General features: G+C 44.5%; 17 protein-coding genes. 6 read left to right on the forward strand and 11 right to left on the reverse strand.

Going from position 1 to position 19,544, the window contains the following annotated elements:
* Positions 1 to 27: 27 nt before the first annotated feature.
* Positions 28 to 960, reverse strand: a complete 933-nt coding sequence (locus DWX84_RS10795) for a site-specific integrase (protein WP_008772726.1) — start codon at positions 958 to 960, stop codon at positions 28 to 30.
* Positions 961 to 1,058: 98 nt separating this feature from the next.
* Positions 1,059 to 4,058, reverse strand: coding sequence for a protein translocase subunit SecDF (gene secDF, locus DWX84_RS10800; protein WP_122377510.1), 3,000 nt, complete (start codon positions 4,056 to 4,058; stop codon positions 1,059 to 1,061).
* Between the two features lie 172 nt (positions 4,059 to 4,230).
* On the opposite strand from secDF, the gene DWX84_RS10805 reads away from it, so the two are divergent.
* Complete coding sequence (locus DWX84_RS10805) at positions 4,231 to 5,205, forward strand: DUF4468 domain-containing protein (protein WP_122377511.1); 975 nt, start codon at positions 4,231 to 4,233, stop codon at positions 5,203 to 5,205.
* Between the two features lie 20 nt (positions 5,206 to 5,225).
* A complete protein-coding gene (locus tag DWX84_RS10810) occupies positions 5,226 to 5,780 on the forward strand; it encodes a DUF4468 domain-containing protein (RefSeq protein ID WP_005859247.1) in 555 nt (184 codons plus the stop codon).
* Positions 5,781 to 5,790: 10 nt separating this feature from the next.
* Here DWX84_RS10810 and DWX84_RS10815 read toward each other — a convergent pair whose 3' ends face one another.
* Genes DWX84_RS10815 through DWX84_RS10825 form a run of 3 tightly spaced genes read right to left on the reverse strand, consistent with a single transcriptional unit; the run spans position 5,791 to position 8,479 of the window.
* On the reverse strand, positions 5,791 to 6,888 hold the full coding sequence (locus DWX84_RS10815) for an endonuclease/exonuclease/phosphatase family protein (protein ID WP_008779258.1): 1,098 nt from the start codon (positions 6,886 to 6,888) through the stop codon (positions 5,791 to 5,793).
* A 9-nt stretch (positions 6,889 to 6,897) separates the two neighbouring features.
* Positions 6,898 to 7,776 carry a rhomboid family intramembrane serine protease gene (locus tag DWX84_RS10820; RefSeq protein ID WP_008777894.1) on the reverse strand — a complete coding sequence of 293 codons (879 nt, stop codon included), beginning with the start codon at positions 7,774 to 7,776 and terminating at the stop codon, positions 6,898 to 6,900.
* On the reverse strand, positions 7,757 to 8,479 hold the full coding sequence (locus DWX84_RS10825; RefSeq protein WP_005867662.1) for a rhomboid family intramembrane serine protease: 723 nt from the start codon (positions 8,477 to 8,479) through the stop codon (positions 7,757 to 7,759). The genes DWX84_RS10820 and DWX84_RS10825 overlap by 20 nt, the downstream gene beginning before the upstream one ends.
* A gap of 186 nt (positions 8,480 to 8,665) precedes the next feature.
* Between DWX84_RS10825 and DWX84_RS10830 the strand changes: the two genes are divergently transcribed.
* From DWX84_RS10830 to DWX84_RS10840, 3 genes are all read left to right on the forward strand, one after another.
* Entirely contained in the window at positions 8,666 to 8,938 is a 273-nt protein-coding gene (locus tag DWX84_RS10830) for an HU family DNA-binding protein (RefSeq protein ID WP_005859256.1), read from the forward strand.
* A 102-nt stretch (positions 8,939 to 9,040) separates the two neighbouring features.
* A complete protein-coding gene (argS, locus tag DWX84_RS10835) occupies positions 9,041 to 10,834 on the forward strand; it encodes an arginine--tRNA ligase (RefSeq protein WP_005867661.1) in 1,794 nt (597 codons plus the stop codon).
* Positions 10,835 to 10,843: 9 nt separating this feature from the next.
* Positions 10,844 to 11,722 (forward strand): VIT1/CCC1 transporter family protein, encoded by an 879-nt coding sequence (locus DWX84_RS10840; RefSeq protein ID WP_005867660.1) that lies wholly within the window; start codon positions 10,844 to 10,846, stop codon positions 11,720 to 11,722.
* A gap of 77 nt (positions 11,723 to 11,799) precedes the next feature.
* On the opposite strand, the gene topA is transcribed toward DWX84_RS10840, so the two are convergent.
* Complete coding sequence (topA, locus tag DWX84_RS10845) at positions 11,800 to 14,148, reverse strand: type I DNA topoisomerase (protein WP_008772731.1); 2,349 nt, start codon at positions 14,146 to 14,148, stop codon at positions 11,800 to 11,802.
* Between the two features lie 161 nt (positions 14,149 to 14,309).
* On the opposite strand from topA, the gene DWX84_RS10850 reads away from it, so the two are divergent.
* On the forward strand, positions 14,310 to 14,573 hold the full coding sequence (locus DWX84_RS10850; protein ID WP_005859264.1) for a tetratricopeptide repeat protein: 264 nt from the start codon (positions 14,310 to 14,312) through the stop codon (positions 14,571 to 14,573).
* A gap of 284 nt (positions 14,574 to 14,857) precedes the next feature.
* On the opposite strand, the gene DWX84_RS10855 is transcribed toward DWX84_RS10850, so the two are convergent.
* The 5 genes from DWX84_RS10855 to DWX84_RS10875 all read right to left on the reverse strand — a co-directional run bounded on the left by DWX84_RS10855 (position 14,858) and on the right by DWX84_RS10875 (position 19,543).
* Positions 14,858 to 15,154, reverse strand: coding sequence for a hypothetical protein (locus DWX84_RS10855; protein WP_229040593.1), 297 nt, complete (start codon positions 15,152 to 15,154; stop codon positions 14,858 to 14,860).
* Between the two features lie 113 nt (positions 15,155 to 15,267).
* Positions 15,268 to 16,431: a PP2C family protein-serine/threonine phosphatase gene (locus tag DWX84_RS10860; RefSeq protein ID WP_005859268.1), complete on the reverse strand. Its 1,164-nt coding sequence runs from the start codon at positions 16,429 to 16,431 to the stop codon at positions 15,268 to 15,270.
* A gap of 11 nt (positions 16,432 to 16,442) precedes the next feature.
* Positions 16,443 to 17,294, reverse strand: a complete 852-nt coding sequence (locus DWX84_RS10865) for a sensor histidine kinase (RefSeq protein WP_005867658.1) — start codon at positions 17,292 to 17,294, stop codon at positions 16,443 to 16,445.
* Between the two features lie 2 nt (positions 17,295 to 17,296).
* Complete coding sequence (locus DWX84_RS10870; RefSeq protein WP_048927188.1) at positions 17,297 to 18,427, reverse strand: sensor histidine kinase; 1,131 nt, start codon at positions 18,425 to 18,427, stop codon at positions 17,297 to 17,299.
* 15 nt (positions 18,428 to 18,442) lie between these two features.
* On the reverse strand, positions 18,443 to 19,543 hold the full coding sequence (locus DWX84_RS10875; protein WP_057326177.1) for a sensor histidine kinase: 1,101 nt from the start codon (positions 19,541 to 19,543) through the stop codon (positions 18,443 to 18,445).
* Between the last annotated feature and the right edge of the window lies 1 nt (position 19,544).

The raw sequence follows: 19,544 nt of genomic DNA on the forward strand, positions 1-19,544 counted from the left end.
GCTACTCGCCAAGTAGCGTACTTTTCTTCACCCTACTTTCGGCGCATAATTATACACACTCTCGAAACAAAGTTTGTTTACGGTTGAGAGCTTTTCTAAAGAGAAACTCTTCAAGTATATTTGCGTAGTCTTGATAGATTTATGCCCTAACAGTTCACTGATCATCTCAATCGGTACGTTTTGCTCCTTCAAGGTCGTGGCGAAAGAGTGACGAATCGTGTATGAGGTAACCCGAGTATGAATGCCAATGGATTCCGACAGTATTTTCAATCTGCGGTTAAAACCTCCTAATACGGTATTATATTCCTTGTAGGCATCCTCACCGGTCTTCATTCCCTCTAAAAATGGAAACAGATAGGGCGAATCCTCGGTTGTATCGGCTGCCAACTCATTCAGCAGCCCTTGTGCCTCCGCTGGAATCTCCACCTGTATAAGGGATCCGCTTTTCTGCCGATAATAAGACAAGATCCCTTCCTTGATATCCTCCTTTCGCAAATGCGCCAAATCTACGAAAGCCATCCCGCAAAACAAAAACATCAGGCAAAAGGCTGATTGGGTCCTCTTCTGTTGCGGATCTGTCACCGGGCTTGTCATCAGCAAGCGTAAGCTTTCCGAAGGCAACGCCTTTTTACGTTTACTCTCAACCCCCGTAAACACATTCTTAAACAAATGAGGAATATAGGCAGCCTCACCCACCTCTACCGCTAAATTATAGATGTGACGAATCCGGCGCATATAAGTAGATACCGTGTTACGAGCACATCCCTTGGCCAACAGCCAAGATTGATAACGCAAAAGTGTATCCCGATTAATATACGCATAAGGAATCTCTTCCCGGCCACAAAAACATTTAAACGACCTCAACGCATCTTGATAACTCTTCGCCGTGGAATAACGCTTTTTCTCACGCAGGCAGGTGATATACGTAAGTACACCCACCACAAAATCATTCTCATTCATACTTTATCTCCTTAAGAATTAATACATAAAAAAATCCTCTATCTCTCCGTTGGCACGGGAAAGATAGAGGATCTTCATAAAATCCTTAAAGAAATATATTATTTTCCTGCTTTCTCAGCAGCAGCTTTCTTATTGATCTTCTTCTTCTGCAACTCGTAAGCGATCGGAGTAGCGATGAACAAAGTAGAGTATGTACCGATAATGATACCTAATAAGATAGCGAACGTAAAGCTTCGGATCGTGCTACCGCCCAAGATGAAGATACACAATACAACCACCAACGTAGTCAATGATGTATTAAATGTACGACACAAGGTAGAGTTCAACGCATCATTGATCACTTGATAACGATCACGCTTCGGATACAAAGCGATCGTCTCACGGATACGGTCGAATACAACCACGGTATCATTGATAGAGTAACCGATAATCGTCAAGATAGCTGCGATAAACGTCTGGTCTACCTCCATTGAGAACGGAAGAACCTTCCATAACAAAGTATAGAAAGAAATGATACACAATGTAGTCGTAGCAACAGAGGCGAACGCACCAACAGAGAATGACACATCACGGAAACGAAGCAGGATATAAGCGGCCATACAGATCATGGCGAAGATTACCGCTAAGATAGCGCTATTCTTGATATCGTCTGCCATGCTAGGACCCACCTTCTGCGAACTCTGTATGAAAGTAGTCGTGAACTCATCTAATGTAGTTCCTTCCGGAAGTAAGGACTTCACGCCCTCAAACAATTTATTCTCGATCTCTTGATCTACCGTAGGATCATTGTCTTCGATCTTATAGTTGGTAGATACACGCACTTGATCCGCTGTACCGATCTGGATAACACTAACAGAACCGTCTAACTGGGCATCCAGCATATTACGAACATCGTCTGTCTTCACCTCTTGATTAAAACGAATCACGTAGTTACGTCCACCCGTGAAATCGATACCGTTATTCAAACCGATCGTCATCATAGAAATAGCACCCAATACGATAATAGCGGCCGGAATCAAATAACCGACTTTGCGAGCACCCAAGAAATTGATCTTCGGGTTTGTCAGCAAGTCTTTCGTCAGAGAAGTCGTGAATGTCACGTTCTTCAATTTATCTTTCGCTAACAATGCCTCATAAACGATACGAGTCAAGAACACGGCTGTAAGGAAGGAAGCGAACAAACCGATGATCATCGTCGTAGCGAAACCACGGATAGGACCCGTACCGAAATAGAACAATACGATACCGGTAATGATAGATGTCAAGTTTGAGTCGAAGATAGCGGAGAACGCATTGCTGTAACCGTCGGCGATCGCCTTTCCTAAAGACTTACCGGCGCGAAGTTCCTCTTTCGTACGCTCATAGATCAATACGTTCGCATCGACTGCCATACCTAGCGTCAACACCATACCGGCAATACCCGGCAAGGTAAGAACCGCTTGGAAAGAAGCAAGGATACCCATCGTGAAGAAAATGTTCAATACCAAAGCACCATCGGCGATCAATCCCGGTACCAATCCATAGAATGCGCACATATAGATCATCAACAGCACCAATGCCAACACGAAAGAGATCACACCGGCATTGATAGCCTCTTGTCCTAATGACGGACCAACGACGTCTTCTTGAACGATATGTACGGAAGCAGCCATCTTACCCGATTTCAATACGTTCGCTAAGTCCTTCGCCTCTTCCGGTGTAAAGTGACCGGTGATTTGTGAACGACCTCCCGTGATCTCATCGTTTACGTTCGGAGCGGAATAAACCATCTCATCCAAAACGATAGCGATCTGGCGACCGATATTCTCTTTCGTCAAACGAGCCCAAGCCTTAGAGCCTTCGGCATTCATAACCATGTTAACCATTTGCTCTGAACGACCGGCTTGTTGCATAAAGTCAGCGTTAGCATCTGTTACTACGTCACCACCTAAAGCGGGACTTCCGTCACGGTTCGTTACCTTCAAGGCATATAACTCAAAGAACTGCTCTTTATCATCGATCGCCTTTACACCCCATTTTAAAGCCAAGTTACGAGGCAATACCTCTTTCACTTGTTTCATGTTCAGGTATTCGCTGATCTTCTCCATATCTTTTGCTTGAGCGATACCTACCGTCGAACCCGGAGACAACTGACCGTTGTACTGGCTAATCTGCAATAAAGCAAATAATGGATGTTGCTTAGCGAACTCTTCCATGCTTTGATTAGCTTCCGTATCTTTTTTATCTTGACCAAGCTCAGCCAACAAAGAATCGGCCTCACTTACATTCGCATCAGCGGCATCAGCGATTTTCTTAACATTATCGGTAGCTACAGAATCAGCGGAAGCCTCCTTACTTAGGATAGTAGCCAATACATTATCAGCGGCAACCAATTGTTGATAGATTTCCGGTAACTTATAAGTTTCCCAGAATTCCAAGTTAGCGCTACCTTGAAGCAACTTACGAACACGTTCCGGTTCTTTCACACCCGGCAACTCAACCAAGATACGACCCGCTGTCTCCAAACGTTGGATGTTCGGAGAAACCACACCGAAACGGTCGATACGAGTACGCAGTACGTTGAATGAGTTATCAATCGCACTCTGCAACTCTTGTTTCAAAACAGAAACAACCTGAGCGTCTGAACTCTGGGGCGTGATTTTATCTTTTAACTCGAATGTACTGAAAATAGCGGAAAGACGTGCGCCGCTATCCAACTTCTTATACTCCTCAGCGAAAAGGTCGATGAAATCTTTTTGGCTAGTCGCTTGATGCGCGTAAGCTAAATCCAACGCCTTGTTGAAATTCTCGTCTTGGTTGTTGTTAGACAACGAACGGATTACATCCGCCACGTTCAACTCAAGGACAACGTTCATACCGCCCTTTAAGTCAAGACCTAAACTAATTTCCATTTCACGGCATTGCTTAAGCGTATAGCCTAACCATACCTTCTGAGTAGATAGTGAGTCTAAATAAGCACTCTCTTTCGCAGGATCTCCACCCGCATACTCAGCGGCTTTACTGTTGTAATGTTGCGTCACGAACGAGAACGACAAATAGAACAAACAGACAAGCGTAAGTAACACCGCGAAGACCTTTACAAATCCTTTGTTTTGCATCTGAATCTTAGGTTTATGTTATTACATTATTTATATTCGTTTTTTCACAGGGTGCAAATATAGACTTTTTTTCTTTGATAAAGAGCAATTAGTATAATTATTTGTCACGCTCATAGTTTATTTCAAACGCAAATGTATATCTTTGGGGCTAAAATAATAAGGAAAATATACCATGAAACAGTTATTATTCGCTCTGTTATTTATCCCCGCCCTGCTATTCGCGCAAGAGGATCAACACTATCTGGCAGGGGCCGTTCCGGTTGCAGACGGTAAAGTCGTTTTTACCCGAGAGATTAATGCCCCCTCTTTAAGCAAGGCACAAATCTACCAACAACTATTAAAATGGGGACAAGAAAATTTTAACACAAAGGAAAGTAGAGTAGCTTATCAAAATGAGGCAAAAGGCGAGATCGCCATTATCGGGGAAGAATATATAGTATTCTCCAGCACAGCCTTATCCCTCGATCGGGCGATGATGAAATACCGTATTATCATTGAATGCAAGGAACATGCTTGTACCCTGCAACTTGCGGGCATCCGATATGAATATAACGTGTCTTACCAGAACGAGCCGGAGAAATACCTAGCCGAGGAATGGATCACGGACGAGTATGCCTTGAATAAGAGCAAGACGAAATTGAACCGTATCAGCGGTAAGTTCCGTAAGGCCACGATTGACTTCGCGGATAAGACGTTCGATAGCGCAGCCAACGCATTAGGCGCACAGTTGCTGACAGCTGCACCGGTAGAACCAGTATCCGCTCCGCAACGGGAAACACGACCTGTGGCACCGATGGAAGGTTTCGTAGCGTTCCAAGCGGACAAAATACCTAGCACGATCCTCCAAATGTTACCGGACAACGCTTTACAGATCAAAGCCGTAAAAGGAAATACGACCGACGCAAACGTTGAATGGAAAGGCATAGGCAATATGTTCGGTAAAACGATCAGTACAATCTCCATATCCAAAGATAGTCCTGCTTATAAAGCGATTGGCAATAACGACGTATATCGATTATCCTTCTCCAACCCCGGCACATCTGCCGATGCGCCATGGATTATTATCGAGTGCCGTAAACAAGGCGAGACCTCCGAAGGACAGCAAACGATGTTAATCGGCGAGATTACGAATGTATGGATCAAATAACGAAAAAGAGAGTTGCATTTATGAAAAAGATTCTATTATTAATATATATGATGTTCCCTGTGCTAGTCATGGCGCAGGGGCATAAAGGCGAGGTAGACGAATGCGCCCCCATGAAAAACGGGAAGGTATGCTATAGTGATGATGTAGAGATCGAGAATACCTCTAAACTAGAAATATTCAACGCTATTAACGCATGGGCTAAGAAATCTTATGGAAAAGATGTCTTCTTATCCAACGTAAACTCGAACAAGAACAAAGGGACCATCTTCGTAAGCTCTAAGGTTGAATTATTGTTGAATGATACAGACAAGACTATCATTAAATATAAAATGCGTATCACCTGCTTCGACAACCGATACACGATCGAGGCGAGCGATATCGTATATCAATACGATCCGCTAAACGATAAAAAGTACAAGACCTATAAAGCGGAAGATGTGATCGCCAATAATGGGGATAGCAATACGATAGCGCTGATCAAAGATCCTAAGCTATTCTGTAACGCTACCTTCTTCTTTGTCGAGAACTTGTTCGCCGACGTATTTGACGCTGCGCAGAACGCAGAATCCGAGTGATGAAACCCTTTTATTCAAGTTTCAGATAACACCATAACGGGTAGTGGTCTGAATAAGCGACCTTATCCACGGAACAATTCATAGAGGTCATGTTCGGGGAATGCAGGATATTATCGATACGGAACCAGAAGAAATTTTGATTATAGGTAATACCCATTCCCCGGCCAGACTCGGCAAAGGCATCCGTCAAATCCCCTTGGATCGTACGGTGCGCATAAGAAATAGGCGTATCATTAAAGTCACCGCATACCAAGACATAATCTCCTTTAGCGTTCTTAATCTCTTCTGATACCGCTTCCGCTTGCTTAGCCCGAATCCGGAAAGCAGGTCCTAGCTTTTGCTCGAACGCTCCTTTCAAATCGTCCAACCCATCCGAGCTAAAGCTCTTTATAAGGGATGAATAACGGGTCCGATCCTCCATCGTCAGTTTAAACGATTCCAAATGGTTATTAATCAAGGTCAACTTCTTTCCCTTGATGTTCACTTCATGTACGGAAGAGCCGTTATAATCCGAATCGTATTTCACCATCCGGGAATTCGACAGCGGATATTTGGAGAACACAGCGATGCCGAAACTCTGGAATTTCGTGGAGCTTTGATAAAATACGGAACGATAAGGATACATGCTCAACGCATCATAGATCTTAGAGGCAGTAAGGCTCTTCTCTGATTTAGCCGTGGCATATTCCTGCAAACAAACAATATCTGCGTCCGAGTTAGCGATATATTGGATAATCTTGTTCGGAGCTATCTTCGTATGATTCTTGTACCCAAAAGCCATCACATTATAAGTCAGCACCTTCAGTACCTCTTCCCGAGGAACATCCTTATGCGAGTGAAACGGAAAATAGCGTTTCACGGGACCCCAACATAACAAGAAGGAGAATATGCCGATCAATAAGAACTTCCATTCCCATAAGAACAGCCAATAGATAATAAAGCAAAGATTGACTACACATAAGACAGGAAAGGCTAATCCCAGATAAGATAACGTCATACTCGTCTCAGGAGACACCCGATCCGAATAAGCCGAGACTATCAACAATACGACAGCCACCACATTCGCTACGACGAATAAGAATTGAAGAAAAATCCGTAGAGTTTTCATAAGTATCTGTTATTTCTTACTGGCGTCGAAAAGTCGCTTTTTCTCTTCAGCGGAAAGGCTCTCATAACCGGAACGTTTCAATTTATCCAGTATAGTATCTAGATCCACCGACTCCTGATGTTTGCGTGCGTTATACTCATAATCCGTCTCGTTACGTTTATAAGTCACACGCATCTTCGGTTTCCGTTTGCCCAAATTCACGAACCAGTCGATCAACCGATTCATCGGAGCGGTCAAGTCCTTTCCATTACGAATACGGGAAGCGAACCACATACCAAACAAAGCCCCGCCGATATGGGCGATATGTCCTCCCGCATTATCAGAAGTCATCGCCAACAAATCGATCACCAGCGTAAAGATAGCCAAATAAATTAATTTGATCCTTCCGATCAAGAATAAATTAATCTCCAAATCCTTCCGGTAAAACGACACGGCGAAAACGATCGCCATAACAGATGCCGAAGCCCCCATCAAATAGCTAAAAGAAGCCACGTTCTGGAAATAAGGGAAAATATTATAAGCAAGGACAAACAATACCGCACCGGCAAGACCTCCCAATATATACAAGCCTCCCAACTGCCGCTCACTGAAGAAATTCAAGAACAATCCCCCGAACCAATACAACCAAAGCATATTGAACAAGATATGCAAGAAGTCAAAATGAGTGAACATATAAGTAAACAACGTCCACGGACGGAAGAGCAAAAGTTCCGGAGAAGCCGGTAACTGCAAATACTGCAAAAAAGGTACCCCTTGCACATTAAAGAGCATAAACAATACGCTGGCCAAACGTATCAAGATAAACAAGCCTACATTTATATATATCAGTTTCGACAGGATATTACCCGACTGAAACATACGCTTCAAATTAGTAAAAATACCGTCCATTGTCTGCATCTTTCTTTTTCCAATAACGAATTAGGAAATAACCGAATAACATACCCCCCAAATGAGCGAAATGCGCTACCGTATCGCCACCAAAACTAGCCACACCCATAAATAGTTCGGCAAGACCATAAAATATTACGAAATATTTGGCTTTAATCGGGATCGGTATGAACATCAAGTACAAAGGAACATTCGGGAAGATCATCGCGAATGCCAACAAGATTCCGAATACGGCACCCGAAGCGCCAATGGTCACGAAATAATTCAAGAACTCGCTTTTGCTGATAATCTGGGCTCCATTCAAGTTTATCATGTCTTGGCTAGCGAAGATCACATCCCGCAAATTAAAGAACCATACCACCTCTTGTACCAAACCGGCGCCTATACCCGTCACGAAGTAAAAAATCAAGAAACGTTTGGGGCCCCATACGTTCTCCAATACCCGGCCGAACATATAAACGGCGAACATATTAAAAAACACATGCGCAAACGAATGGGTATCGTGCATGAACATATAAGAAACGATCTGATAAGCCTTGAAGTCGGTAGCACCCGGGACGTGAAGCCCTAATAAATCCACTAAATCGACGCCGACTTTCGGCAGTGCAAGGCTGGCTACCCAAAATAGCAAGTTTATAATGATAAGATTTTTCGTTACCGGCGGGATACTATTCAAGAACCCCGAATTTGTCTGATTCATCATATACTACGTTAATTTAGCGGCAAAGGTAAATATATTTTAGCCGTTTTTGCCCATAATAATACTAAAACATATGTAAATCGGTAAAAAAAGTAGGTTTTTCTTTTGTGATATTTCAAAATAAAACTACATTTGGAGCCGTCTATCGGTTATCATAGTTTTGTTTAATATATTAACAGTCAAACCATCATGAACAAATCAGAATTTATTAGTGCAGTCGCTGAAAAATCAGGTCTCAGCAAAGTGGATGCTAAAAAGGCAGTAGAAGCTTTTGTTGACACAGTTTCTAACGAATTAAAAGAAGGCGGTAAAGTCGCTCTACTTGGCTTCGGTTCATTCTCTGTGTCAGAGAAGGCCGCTCGTAAAGGTGTTAACCCGAAAACTAAAGAAACCATTGAAATCGCAGCTCGCAAGGCCGTGAAGTTCAAGGCTGGTGCTGAATTGAACGAGCTAATCAAATAAGAAACACCATTATTCTCTATAGAAGAAGGATACGATGCAAATTGTATCCTTTTTTTGTGTACCTTCGCGTACAAATAAAATCCGAATTATAGTTAGACGAATATGGTTATCGAACAACAGATTACCGGGGCTATCATAGCCGGCATCAAAGAGCTGTACGGAGCGGATGTCACCGCTAGCCAAGTGCAGTTACAAAAAACGAAAAAAGAATTCAAGGGGCACTTGACCCTAGTCGTATTCCCATTCCTTCGCATGTCGAAGAAATCTCCGGAGCAGACCGCTCAGGAAATCGGTGAGTACTTGTTGAGAAACGAGCCAGCGGTAGCTGAATTCAATGTAATCAAAGGATTCCTTAACCTGACGGTCGCTTGCTCTTGCTGGATCGATTTACTAAACTCGATCAATGAGCAGCCCGCTTACGGTATCATTCCGGTTACCGAGCAATCGCCTTTGGTTATGATCGAATATTCCTCTCCCAATACAAATAAACCGCTTCACTTGGGCCATGTCCGCAATAACTTATTAGGATACAGCTTATCGAAGATCATGAAAGCGAACGGTAACCAGATCGTAAAGACGAATATCGTAAACGATCGTGGTATCCATATCTGTAAATCCATGTTGGCTTGGCAGAAATGGGGAAATGGAGCTACCCCAGAGTCTACCGGAAAGAAGGGTGACCATCTGATCGGTGACTTTTACGTATTATTCAGCAACAAATTAAAAGAGGAAACCCATGCGTTAGAAGCGAAAGGCCTTACCAAGGAAGAAGCCGAGGCTCAATCCACCTTGATGGCGGAAGCCCGTGAGATGCTTCGTAAATGGGAAGCCGGAGACAAAGAGGTGCGTGCGCTTTGGGAAATGATGAATAATTGGGTATACGCCGGGTTCAACGAGACCTATAAGATGATGGGCGTAGATTTCGATAAGATTTATTACGAGTCTCAAACCTATCTGGAAGGAAAAGGCAAGGTGATGGAAGGCCTAGAGAAAGGGATTTTCTATCGCCGTGAAGACGGCTCCGTATGGGCTGATTTGACGAAAGACGGGCTGGATGAGAAATTATTGCTTCGTGCGGATGGAACTTCCGTCTATATGACGCAGGATATCGGTACCGCCAAGCTGCGCTTCGATGATTACCCGATCAATAAGATGATCTATGTGGTAGGGAACGAGCAGAATTATCACTTCCAAGTATTATCGATCTTATTGGATAAGTTAGGCTTCGAGTTTGGCAAGGGATTGGTCCACTTCTCCTACGGAATGGTAGAGCTACCGGAAGGTAAGATGAAGAGCCGTGAGGGAACGGTCGTAGACGCCGATGATTTGATGGCCGAGATGATCAGTACCGCACGCGAGATTTCCCAAGAATTAGGGAAATTGGACGAGATGACTCCGGAAGAGGCTGAGAATATCGCCCGTATCGTAGGTCTTGGCTCCTTGAAATATTTCATATTAAAGGTAGACCCTCGCAAGAATATGACGTTCAATCCGAAAGAGTCTATCGACTTCAACGGAAATACGGGACCATTCATCCAATATACCTACGCCCGTATCCGTTCCGTATTGCGCAAAGCAGCGGAACAGGGCATCGCATTACCGGAGCAGTTACCGCTTACTTTCGCCATTTCCGAGAAAGAAGAGAACCTGATCCAAATGATCGCCGATTATGCAGAGATCGTGAAAGAGGCAGGTAAGCTATACAGCCCGGCCTGTGTCGCCAACTATATTTATGATCTGGTAAAGGAATACAATCAATTCTATCACGATTTCTCCATCCTTCGCGAAGAGAATCCGGAATTGAAGAACTTCCGTTTAGTCTTATCCGCCAATGTAGCTAAGATCGTGAAATCCGGTATGGATTTATTAGGCATCGAGGTCCCGGAAAGAATGTAACGATAGAAGATGAACATAAACGAGAAAACAAGAAAGGCTCTCCTTCGATTTCAACAAAATGAAATCACGGAGAGCCTTCTCTATACGCAACTCGCCGCTATCGAGAAAGATCCAAGCAACAAGGAAGTATTACTACAGATAGCGAATGACGAGAAAGGACATTATACGATCCTGAAAAAGTATACGGGGCAAGAGATCTCCCCGAATAAATTACGCGTCACCAAATACTACTGGTTGGCACGTATCTTGGGGATTACTTTCGCCATTAAGCTAATGGAAGGTAGCGAGGAAAGCGCCAAGAATGATTACGCCTCTTATGATGAGTATCCGGATTTGCAACAAATCGCACGTGACGAGGATGAGCATGAGCAGAGGTTGATCGCCTTGATCAATGAGGAACGGTTGGAATATATGGGTTCTGTCGTACTGGGGCTAAATGACGCTTTAGTAGAATTTACAGGTGCTTTAGCTGGCTTTACCCTTGCCTTGAGCGACTCTAGATTAATAGCGTTGACCGGAAGCATCACTGGAATAGCCGCCGCATTATCCATGGCTTCCTCCGAATATCTATCTACCAAGTCCGAGAATGGAAATGAAAACGGGAAACATCCTGTTAAGGCATCGATCTATACGGGAATAGCTTATATCTTTACGGTAGTCGCCTTGGTCGCTCCATTTATCTTTATATCGAACGTATTAATGGCTTTAGGGCTTATGCTCATCATAGCGTTAAGCATCATCGCCCTTTTCAACTATTATTATTCCATAGCGAGAAGCGAGAGTTTCCGGAAGCGTTTTACCGAGATGGCAGTACTTAGTTTTAGCGTGGCCGCATTAAGCTTCTTGATCGGATATGCGTTAAAAGAATTTACGGGCATCGATGTCTAAAAAAATCATAGTTATGTTTTGAAAAATTCATAGTTATGAGTTTAGTAAATCATAACTATGAATTTTTAGAGCTATAATCAAGCCTTTTTCCGTGTCGTACGTTTCTTCGTCGCAGCAGGTTTTTCTCCCGCCTCGGCGATTATCTTCTGGCATTCCTCCAAGGTCAAGTTCTCTGGTTTCTCTATCGTCTTAGGAATTCTGTAATTCTTTTTCTTATAAGAGATATAAGGGCCGAAGCGACCATTCAAGATTTCCATTTCCGGATCCTCATCGAACTTCTTGATAAATCGTTGCTCATCTTTTTGTTTTTTTGCCTCGATCAACTCGATAGCTTCCTCGGCTGTTATCGACAAAGGATTCAAGCCCTTCGGTATGGATACGAACTTTCCGTCATGACGGATAAATGGGCCAAAACGTCCGACAGCGGCAACCATGACCTTACCTTCATATTCACCGATCGTACGGGGTAGATCAAACAATTTCAAGGCTTCTTCCAAAGTAATCGTCTCGATAGACTGCCCCTTCATCAAGGTAGCGAATTGAGGTTTAGGAGCCTCTTTATCCTCTGGGTGCGCCTGCCCGATCTGTACGACTGGGCCATAACGACCGATCTTCACGAAAACAGGTTTGCCGCTCTTCGGATCGATACCCAATTCACGCTCACCCACTTTATGCTCCGTACGGACAGAGGCTGCCTCTTCCACGATCGGATGGAATAGTTTATAGAATTTATCGATCGCGTCCGTCCATACCATCTCGCCTTCCGCTACGGCATCGAATTCCTTCTCCACGCTCGCCGTGAAGTTATAATCCATAACACCCGGGAAATACTCCATCAAGAAATCATTCACGACCGTACCGATATCGGTTGGCATCAACTTATTCCGGTCCGCTCCTACGATCTCCGTCTTTTGGACTTCCTTGATCGTATGCTGAGCCAAGGTTATGATATTATAAGTACGCTCCGTTCCTTCCTTATCCCCTTTCACGACATACTCCCGATTCTGGATCGTCTGGATCGTAGGCGCATAGGTAGAAGGACGACCGATTCCCAATTCCTCCAAACGGCGAACCAAACTTGCTTCCGTATAGCGGGGAGGACGTTGCGTGAAACGTTCGGTAGCGACGATGTCCTTCATACTCAATACCTCGTTCAAGGTAACCGGAGGAAGAAGGCCGTTTTCCTGTTCCTTCTCATTCTCGTCATCAAAACTCTCGCGGTACACCTGAAGGAAACCGTCGAAAGTAATGACCTCACCGGTAGCCACGAACTTCTCTTTCTTGCCGCCGATGCCTACGGAGATCGTCGTACGCTCCAACTCGGCGTCCGCCATCTGGCAAGCGATCGTACGTTTGCGGATCAATTCGTATAATCTCTTTTCCTGAGCGGTCCCGCTTATCTCATCATTGCTGATATAGGTCGGACGAATCGCCTCGTGCGCTTCTTGCGCTCCCTTGCTCTTGGTATGATATTGACGGAATTTATAATATTTCTCACCGTAGGTATCCAAGATAGCTTCTTTTGCCGTCCCCAAAGCCAAATCACTTAAGTTCACGGAGTCAGTACGCATATACGTGATCAATCCGGACTCATACAGGCGTTGGGCGATCATCATGGTCTGCGAGACCGAATAACCCAACTTACGGGCGGCCTCCTGCTGCAAGGTAGATGTCGTAAAAGGAGGGGCTGGTGTCTTGCGCACCGGCTTTTTCGAGATATCATCGATCGTGAAAGAAGCGTCCTTGCAAGATTCAAGGAATGCCTCCACCTCTTCCTTATCTTTCAAACGACGGTTCAGCTCTGCCTTGAGGATTGTCGTACCATCCGGCAAGATAAAGCTGGCGATCACACGGTAAGCGGCCTCCGAGACAAACTCGTTGATCTCTCGCTCCCGCTCTACGATCAGACGTACGGCAACCGATTGCACGCGCCCCGCGGATAAAGCCGGCTTCACCTTACGCCAAAGAATGGGGGATAGCTCGAAACCCACGATACGGTCTAAGATACGACGGGCTTGCTGCGCATTCACCAAATCGATATTGATATCTCTCGGCGTCTCGATCGCATGTAATATAGCGTTCTTGGTAATCTCATGAAAAACGATACGTTTCGTATTCTCAGGTTTCAATCCTAATACCTCATATAAATGCCAAGAGATGGCCTCTCCCTCCCGGTCCTCATCGGAAGCCAACCAAACCTGCTCGGCTTTCTTCGCTTCGTTCTTCAATTCGGTCACGAGTTTCTTCTTGTCAGAGGGAATCACGTATTCCGGGGCATAATTGTGTTCGAGGTCTATACTGAAATCTTTCGTTTTCAAGTCGCGGATATGACCATAGCTAGACATAACCTTATAGTCCTTTCCGAGGAACTTCTCGATGGTTTTTGCCTTGGCGGGTGACTCCACTATTACCAAATTCTTTTGCATATCTATTTTTTGCTGGTTAGAAATCGGGTGCAAACTTACACAAATAATTAACGTACGCGGTATATCGGTCACTAAAAAAGCGTTTTTTCCTATACATTATATATATAGTCACTCGTTTCTATTTACCTTCGCGAGACAAAATCAAAAGGTTATTCAAAAATATGGAAGAGATAAAGCGACTTATTTCAGAGAATAAACTAGAAGAAGCGATCCGGCTCTTGGACGCTTACCTCACGGAGCAACCGAGATCCGACGAGGCTTGGTTTCTCCTCGGAAAAGCTCATTATAAACTAGGCAACGTACGCCTAGCCCTCAACAGCTACCTACAAGCGATAGAGATCAATCCGGAAAGCCCGGCACAAGCGGCCTACGATATGGCGATCAAGGTGCTGGACTTTTATAATAAGGATATGTACAACCATTAAGAAGACAGAGCACCCGCACCCAAATAAATTCCAGAAGTACAAGTAGCCCTACTTTATACGTTTATGAAGTTAGTTGTTATTGATATAGCGTTTATTTGTATAATGCTCATTTACAACCTATAACGTAAGCTCTTCATAATAGGCATCGTTAAAGGCTTACAATGGGCATTATAAAGTGCTTATAATGGGCAATGTTAGGTGCTAAGAATGCCCATCGTAATTTGTAGAGACGGGGCGTGCCCCGTCTCTACAAGATATACAATGAATTTATGTTTCTTTAGATTTCAATCTTCCATGGGAGTAATCGTATAGTCATGCAGACAGAAGAATTCCTCTGTCAACATAGTAGGTGGAATCTTTCCCTCTTCCAAGGAATAGCCCACTCCACTGAAACGAACATTCAGCCCTTCCTGCTGATAAGCCATCGGCATATCCTCCACATAGTAATTACCCACGAAATCGATTGGTTTGGAACAAACTATGGCCCATAGATTCACCCGATCGTCCCAACGAATACGACCAAACTCATCAACTAGATCCGTCCTTCGCCCCATGCTCATGCTTATCCTCATGCTCATCATCACCGCAAGCGGTAAAGCCTAGCATGGTAATAGTACACAGGCAAAATGATAAAAATACAGAAAATGCTTTTTTCATATAAGTAAACTTTAAGAAATTACCTTTATCCAAATGATTATCCTTTATAAGTCAGCGCCAACATCGTAATATCATCGCTCTGCGTAGCGCCGTTCACGAATGATTGGACGGATTCGGATATACCTTCGATCATAGATTTGGGGGATTGGTTCTTTACGGAGCTACAAGCCTCTACCAAACGGATATCTCCATATTGCTCATTCCGCAGGTTCATCGCCTCACTGATTCCATCCGTATAGAGGAACAAGCTGTCTCCCGCCTCCAGTTTCAAGGATTGTTCTTTATAAGCTAATCCCGGCACGACTCCCAAGGCCATCCCACCAGTCATCGGCAAAAGAGATACCTTATCGTTCTTACGAATCCAAACCGGACGATTATGCCCCCCATTGCAATAAACCACGTCGCCCGTATGGATATTCAAGATCGCATAAAAAGTAGTGACAAACATCCCATTGACACTCTCACGGCACAATAGATCATTCGATTCCTTCATGCAGACCGCCGGGGAAAGCTGCCTAAGCGCCGTAGCACGGATCACCGTACGACTGATCGCCATGAAAATAGCGGCGGGAATCCCCTTATCCGACACGTCAGCGATCGTAAAACCCAGATGATTATCGTCCACCAAGAAGAAATCATAGAAATCACCCCCCACGGCTTTCGCCGCACTCATGGTCGCATAAAGATCGAATTGCTTATATTGCGGGAACGGAGGGAACTGCTTCGGCAAAATCGATTGCTGTATCTCACGTGCCACGTTCAAGTCATATTGGATCTCCTCTAGCTGATGATGTTCCTTTTGGGCCTCCTTGATAAAAGAAATCTGCTCGACCGCCTTCTCGATCGTACGTTCCAGATCCTCCATATCGATCGGCTTGGTAGCGAAGTCGAAAGCACCATGGTTCATGGCGGTACGAATATTCTCCATATCCCCGTAAGCCGATACGATGATACATTTCAAGGCCGGGTTACGCATCTCGTTAATCTTCGTCAGCAATGTCAAGCCATCCATCTCCGGCATATTGATATCGCTCAATATGATATCAAAGTCCGGATGGTCCAACATCATCCTCAACGCCTCCAAGCCATTATGGGCAAAGGAGAACTCATACTCTCCCTTACGGATCTTCCGACGGAAATATTGGGTTAGCAACGCTTCCAGATCCTGTTCGTCGTCTACGCTTAATATCTTGATCGCCATAATTCTTCTGTTTATTTCGTTAATGGAATAAGGAATATGAAACGGGTAAACTCACCTTCTTTCGATTCCACCTCTATCTTCCCGTCATGCTTCTCCTCTATAATGGATCGAGTGATAGATAGCCCCAAGCCAGTTCCCTCTCCCACCGGTTTCGTGGTGAAAAACGCGGAGAATATCTGCTCCCGGATATCCTCCGGCATACCGATACCATTATCCTCGATACTTAATCTTAAAGAATCTCCCTCCTTCCGTAGATCCACGGATATAACCGGCTCATACCCGATCGGCGAGAGCTTGGATTTACTATAGACCGCATAGCAAGCGTTATTCATGACATTCAATACCGCACGGCTCAAATCCTGCGGGATCACTTTCAGCATCGGAAGCCCCTCCTCGTAATGCTCCCGGATCGCAATATTGAAACCTTTATAGTTCGCTCGCATCGAATGATAAGCCAGCCAAACATATTCCTTCACCAGATTCTTGATATCCGTAGGGATGTACTCGTCATCCTTCCCTCTGGAATAAAGCAAGATACCCCGGATGATACTTGTCGCCCGGTTTCCATGTTCCTCGATCTTCTTCAAGTTACCATGCAAATCGTTAACGATCTCGCTAAACTCCTCATGCAAGGCGGTCAGCTTCTCCCAAGATTCCGGAGGCAAGACATCTTTCTCTTCTTCTAAAATATCTTCCAAGTCATCCACTAACTTAGAGGACAGCTTACTGAAATTGATGACAAAGTTGAGCGGATTCTGGATCTCATGCGCGATCCCGGCACTCAACATACCTAAAGAAGATAATTTCTCTAAGTTCTTCACTTGCAAACGTAGCCGTTCTATTTCCTTACTCTGGTCTTCCATATCTATTCCTCCTCTTTAGGCGGTGTAATTGTTTTCGGTTGATATACAGGGATCGTAATTAGAAACTGGGTATATTCTCCTTTCTTACTCTCCACCTCGATGGTTCCCCGATGGTTTTGCACGATCTCACGGCATAGGTAAAGCCCTACGCCGGCCGCTTCCCCCGTTGTCTTTGTCGTGAAGAAAGGAGCGAATATCTTATCTTTTATATTCTCGTCGATACCGGACCCGTTATCCCGGATCGTTATTTCCAGCATATCCTTATTGACTTTCAATCCAAGGAATATCTCCGGACTAAAAGTCACGGTCTCCGATTTCTTCAACAGGGCATACATGGAATTTTTCAATATCCCGGCCAGAACCTTACTGAACTGCTCCACGTTTACCTCCATCATCAAAGACAGCGTCAAATTATCGAAAACAATCCGGATATTCTTCTCTTGAATATCCTGCTCATACGTTTTCTTCAATTTATCCAAGGCGATCCGGCATAATCCGTTTATGTTGGTAAGCGTAAGATTACCTCTTCGGTCTTTCAGCAATTCCTCCATCGCCTTAACGATACGGACCGTATTGAAACCATGCTCAGAGATCTTCTCCAAATTACTGGTCATCATATTCAGCAAATCTACCGAGTCGTCATACACATCCGGTTTCAGATGCTCTTTCTGACTATCCAGATTTTCCCGGAGATCCTTGGCCAACCCCGATGTCAGATTTGCGAAGTTATTGATATAATTCAGTGGGTTCAAGATACGGTCCACCAAACCTTGGGTCAATTGCCCTACGGTAGCCATCCGTTCCTTACGGACCAGCTCGTCCTGCGCCTCACCCAAGGCTTTCAAAGCCGCCGCCAATTTCTCGGATTCCTCTTGGATCGCGTCTTTCTCCGAACGGATCTCCTGCGTACGCTCCTCTACCTCTTTTACCAAATACTCTTTTTGTTTGAGTTTCCGCTTGAAAACCAACTTAGAGGTCTGGCAAAACAGAATCAAGAAAAGCAATCCGATCCATTCTTGATGACCGAACTTCACAGATACACAAATACCGACCAAGCTACCCAGCGTAACCCGCTCGCAAAGTTTAATCCGCCTTTTTAACCGATCAATCTCGGTATGTAAATCCTGTATCATGATGAACCTCCTTTCCTAACTATAAATAGGCAACGTAATCGTAACTTCCGTATATTTATCTTTCTCCGACTCGATAGCGATCGTACCCTTATGGTTCAAAACGACCTCCCGACTCAAGTAAAGACCTGTTCCTGCCGCTTCCGCGGTCGGTTTGGTGGTAAAGAACGGAGAAAAGACTTTCGTCTTTATCGTTTCTTCTATACCGACGCCATTATCACGGATAACCACTTGCAGCTTATCCGCTTGAATACGCAATACCAACGAGACAGAAGGCTGATATCCCGGCTCTCCGGCCTTTTTCAAGACCGCATATATACTATTATCCAATATCTGCGACAAGGCTTTTCCCATCTGATCGATATTCACCTCGATTGTCAACGGTACGGAAAGCCCGGAGAATGATAGATCTACTTGATTCTTCTCGATCTCCTTCGCGTAATTCTTTCGCAAGATATCCAGATTGACCTTACATAAATCATTAATATCCACGCAAGTTCGATTCGCCGAATGATCTTTCAGCAATTCTTCCATCGCTTTTACGATCCGCACCGTGTTATCACCATGCTTGGCTATCTTATCCAGATTGCTGGTCAAAAGAACCAGCAGTTCTTGCGTATCATTATAATTATCGTGTTTACCGGTCTCTTCGTCCTCATCGATATTCTGCTTGATATCTTTCGCTAATACAGCAGACAAATGAGCGAAGTTATTGATATAATTCAAGGGATTCAAGATACGGTCTACCAGACCTTTCGTTAATTGGCCGATCGATGCCAGACGTTCCTTACGAACCAACTCGTCCTGGGCATCCGCCAAGGCAGAAAGGGCACGGGATAGTTTTTCCGACTCCGCTTGCATCGCATCCCGCTGGAAACGCAATTCCATCGTTCGCTGCTCCACGAGATTAGAGACGAACTGTCTTTTTCGCAGACGGAATTGCGTATAATACTTTAACAGGAATAGAAGGACTACGGCTCCCACCAAATAATAAACCAGTTCTTCCTTCTTCTGGTAAACCGCCAAGGCGATCCACGCTGTCCCGATCACGGTCAGCGTCTCGATCACCCGCATCCTCCAGCGAAGGCTTTCCAGTTGTTTGATATTTATGTCACCCATC

The sequence above is a fragment of the Parabacteroides sp. AF21-43 genome (assembly GCF_003635435.1).
GTDB classification, from domain to species: Bacteria; Bacteroidota; Bacteroidia; order Bacteroidales; family Tannerellaceae; genus Parabacteroides; species Parabacteroides distasonis.